General features: G+C 63.6%; 3 protein-coding genes. All 3 read left to right on the plus strand.

From position 1 onward, the window contains the following. On the plus strand, window positions 1-663 hold a 663-nt coding region (locus ABWP92_RS17100; RefSeq protein ID WP_353236608.1), incomplete at its 5' end, for an aconitase family protein. A gap of 450 nt (window positions 664-1113) precedes the next feature. Then, on the plus strand, window positions 1114-2229 hold the full coding sequence (locus tag ABWP92_RS17105; protein WP_353236609.1) for an S-(hydroxymethyl)glutathione dehydrogenase/class III alcohol dehydrogenase: 1116 nt from the start codon (window positions 1114-1116) through the stop codon (window positions 2227-2229). A 7-nt stretch (window positions 2230-2236) separates the two neighbouring features. Then, complete coding sequence (gene fghA / locus ABWP92_RS17110) at window positions 2237-3103, plus strand: S-formylglutathione hydrolase (RefSeq protein WP_353236610.1); 867 nt, start codon at window positions 2237-2239, stop codon at window positions 3101-3103. Window positions 3104-3110 lie beyond the last annotated feature (7 nt).

Consider the following 3110-nt stretch of genomic DNA (forward strand, 5'->3'; position numbering starts at 1 on the left):
AAGACGCTGGAGCGCCGCATCGAGAAGGTGGAAGCATGGCTGGCCAAGCCCGACCTGCTCGAAGCCGACAAGAATGCCGAATACGCGCACGTCATCGAAATCGACCTGGCCGACATCAAGGAGCCCATCGTCTGCTGCCCGAACGATCCTGACGACGCCAAGTTCCTCTCGGAAGTGGCGGGCACCAAGATCGACGAGGCGTTCATCGGCTCGTGCATGACCAACATCGGCCACTTCCGCGCCGCAGCCAAGCTGCTGGGCGGCCAGCGCGACATCCCGGTCAAGCTGTGGGTCGCACCGCCTACCAAGATGGACCAGAACGAGTTGATCAAGGAAGGCCACTACTCCGCATTCGGCACCGCCGGCGCGCGCACCGAAATGCCGGGCTGCTCGCTGTGCATGGGCAACCAGGCGCAAGTGCGCGAAGGCGCGACCGTGATCTCCACGTCCACGCGTAACTTCCCCAATCGCCTGGGCAAGAACACCAACGTGTACCTGGGTTCCGCCGAACTGGCAGCGATCGCGTCGCGCCTGGGCAAGCTGCCCACCAAGGAAGAGTACCTGAAGGAAATGGGCGTGATCGATGCCGACAAGGCCAGCGTCTATCGCTACATGAACTTCGACCAGATCCCCGAGTACGCCGAGGTGGCTGCCAAGGTGTAATTCCCACTTTGGATCAAAGCGCGAAAAACCCGCTCCGGCGGGTTTTTTGTTGCCGGGCCGCCCCAAGACAAAAGGCATCCCCTCGGGGGGCAGCGGACCACGCATGGCGGGCAAGCGTGGAGGCCCTTTTTTGTCGCCGGGCCGCCCCAAGACAAAAGGCACCCCCTCGGGGGGCAGCGGACCACGCATGGCGGGGAAGCGTGGGGGCCCTTTCTTGTTGCCTGATCACCTGCGGAAAGAATGCCCAGCGAGAGACATCGAGCCATCCCGCAGGGGCGCCCGGAAGTTCTTGTCTGGCGGGCTTGGCCTGCCGTGAACGGAAATCCGGACGCATTGCCGTGTCATCCGGGCATGCGTGCCCTCCCGGGCACGTAATGCCCTAAAGTACCCGGCTGGAATGCAATCGCAGCCCCAGTCCCATCATCCTTTTTCTTGCGGAGAAACCAAGACATGAAATCACGCGCAGCAGTCGCCTTCAAAGCCGGAGAGCCCCTGAAGATCGTCGAGATCGACGTCGCCCCGCCGCAAAAAGGCGAAGTGCTGGTCAAGATCACCCACACGGGTGTCTGTCATACCGATGCCTTCACGCTGAGCGGCGATGATCCGGAGGGCGTTTTCCCCGCCGTGCTCGGCCATGAAGGCGCAGGCATCGTCGTGGAAGTCGGCGAGGGCGTCACCAGCGTGAAGCCGGGCGACCACGTGATTCCGCTGTACACGGCCGAATGCGGCGAATGCCTGTTCTGCAAGAGCGGCAAGACCAACCTGTGCGTCGCCGTGCGCGCCACGCAGGGCAAGGGACTGATGCCCGACGGCACGACGCGTTTCTCCTACAACGGCGAGCCCATCTATCACTACATGGGGTGCTCCACGTTCAGCGAGTACACGGTCGTGGCCGAAGTCTCGCTCGCCAGGATCAACCCCGACGCCAACCCGGAGCAGGTCTGCCTGCTCGGCTGCGGAGTGACTACCGGCCTGGGCGCCGTCAAGAACACCGCAAAGGTGCAAGAAGGCGACACGGTGGCCGTATTCGGCCTTGGCGGCATCGGCCTGGCAGTGATCCAGGGGGCCAGGCTCGCCAAGGCGGGCCGCATCATCGCCGTCGATACCAACCCGTCCAAGTTCGACCTCGCCAGGACTTTCGGCGCAACCGACTGCATCAATCCCAAGGACTTCGACAAGCCCATCCAGCAGGTCATCGTCGAGATGACGACCTGGGGCGTGGACCACAGCTTCGAATGCATCGGCAACGTGAACGTCATGCGCGCGGCGCTGGAATGCGCGCACCGCGGCTGGGGCCAGTCGGTGATCATCGGCGTGGCGGGCGCCGGCCAGGAAATCTCCACACGTCCATTCCAACTGGTCACCGGGCGCAAATGGCTCGGTACGGCCTTCGGCGGCGTCAAGGGCCGCAGCCAGTTGCCGGGCATGGTCGAGGATGCCATGTCGGGCAAGATCCAGCTCGCGCCGTTCGTCACGCACACCATGCCGCTTTCGGACATCAACGAAGCCTTCGATCTGATGCACCAGGGCAAGTCGATCCGCTCGGTCGTGCAGTTCCAGGGCTGAGCGCGCCATGTCCGCATTGACTCTCGAACTCAAGAACGCGCACGCCTGCTTTGGCGGCGCGCAGCGTTTTTATGAACACGCATCGCGCGAAACCGGCCTGCCGATGAAGTTCTCGGTGTACCTGCCGGCCAAGGCCTTGATGGGCGAAAAAGTCCCGGCGGTGCTGTATCTGGCGGGACTGACCTGCACCGAGGAAACCTTCATGATCAAGGCCAACGCACAGCGCTATGCGTCGGAGCTTGGCATTGCGTTGATCGCCCCGGACACCAGCCCGCGCGGCGCGAATATTCCGGGCGAATCCGATGCTTGGGATTTCGGCGTGGGCGCGGGGTTCTACCTCGATGCGACACGCGCGCCCTGGAGCCGGCACTGGCGCATGGAGAGCTACCTGATGAGCGAACTGCTGCCGCTGGTCTGCGACAGGCTGCCCATCGCCGCGGACCGCATCGGCATCTGCGGCCACTCCATGGGCGGCCATGGCGCGATCACGCTCGCGCTGCGGCATCCGGGCGTGTTCAGGAGCCTCTCGGCCTTTGCGCCCATTGCCAATCCGGTGAACTGCCCCTGGGGACAGAAGGCGTTTTCAGGCTATCTGGGCGAAGACCGTTCCGCCTGGAACGCGCACGATGCCACCCTGCTGATGGGCGGACACAAGGCGGCGCCCTACCCTGCAGGCATCCTGATCGACCAGGGCATGGCCGACAAATTCCTGATGGAAAAACAATTGCTGCCCGAAACCTTTGAAACCGCCTGCGTGAAGGCGGGCCAGCCGCTCACGCTGCGCATGCAGCCAGGCTACGATCACGGCTACTACTTCATACAGACTTTCATGGAAGACCACTTGCGGCACCACGCCGCGCAGCTCGCCAGGTAAGAGCCGC

The organism is Diaphorobacter ruginosibacter, from assembly GCF_040396215.1.
Taxonomy (GTDB): Bacteria; Pseudomonadota; Gammaproteobacteria; order Burkholderiales; family Burkholderiaceae_C; genus Diaphorobacter_A; species Diaphorobacter_A ruginosibacter_A.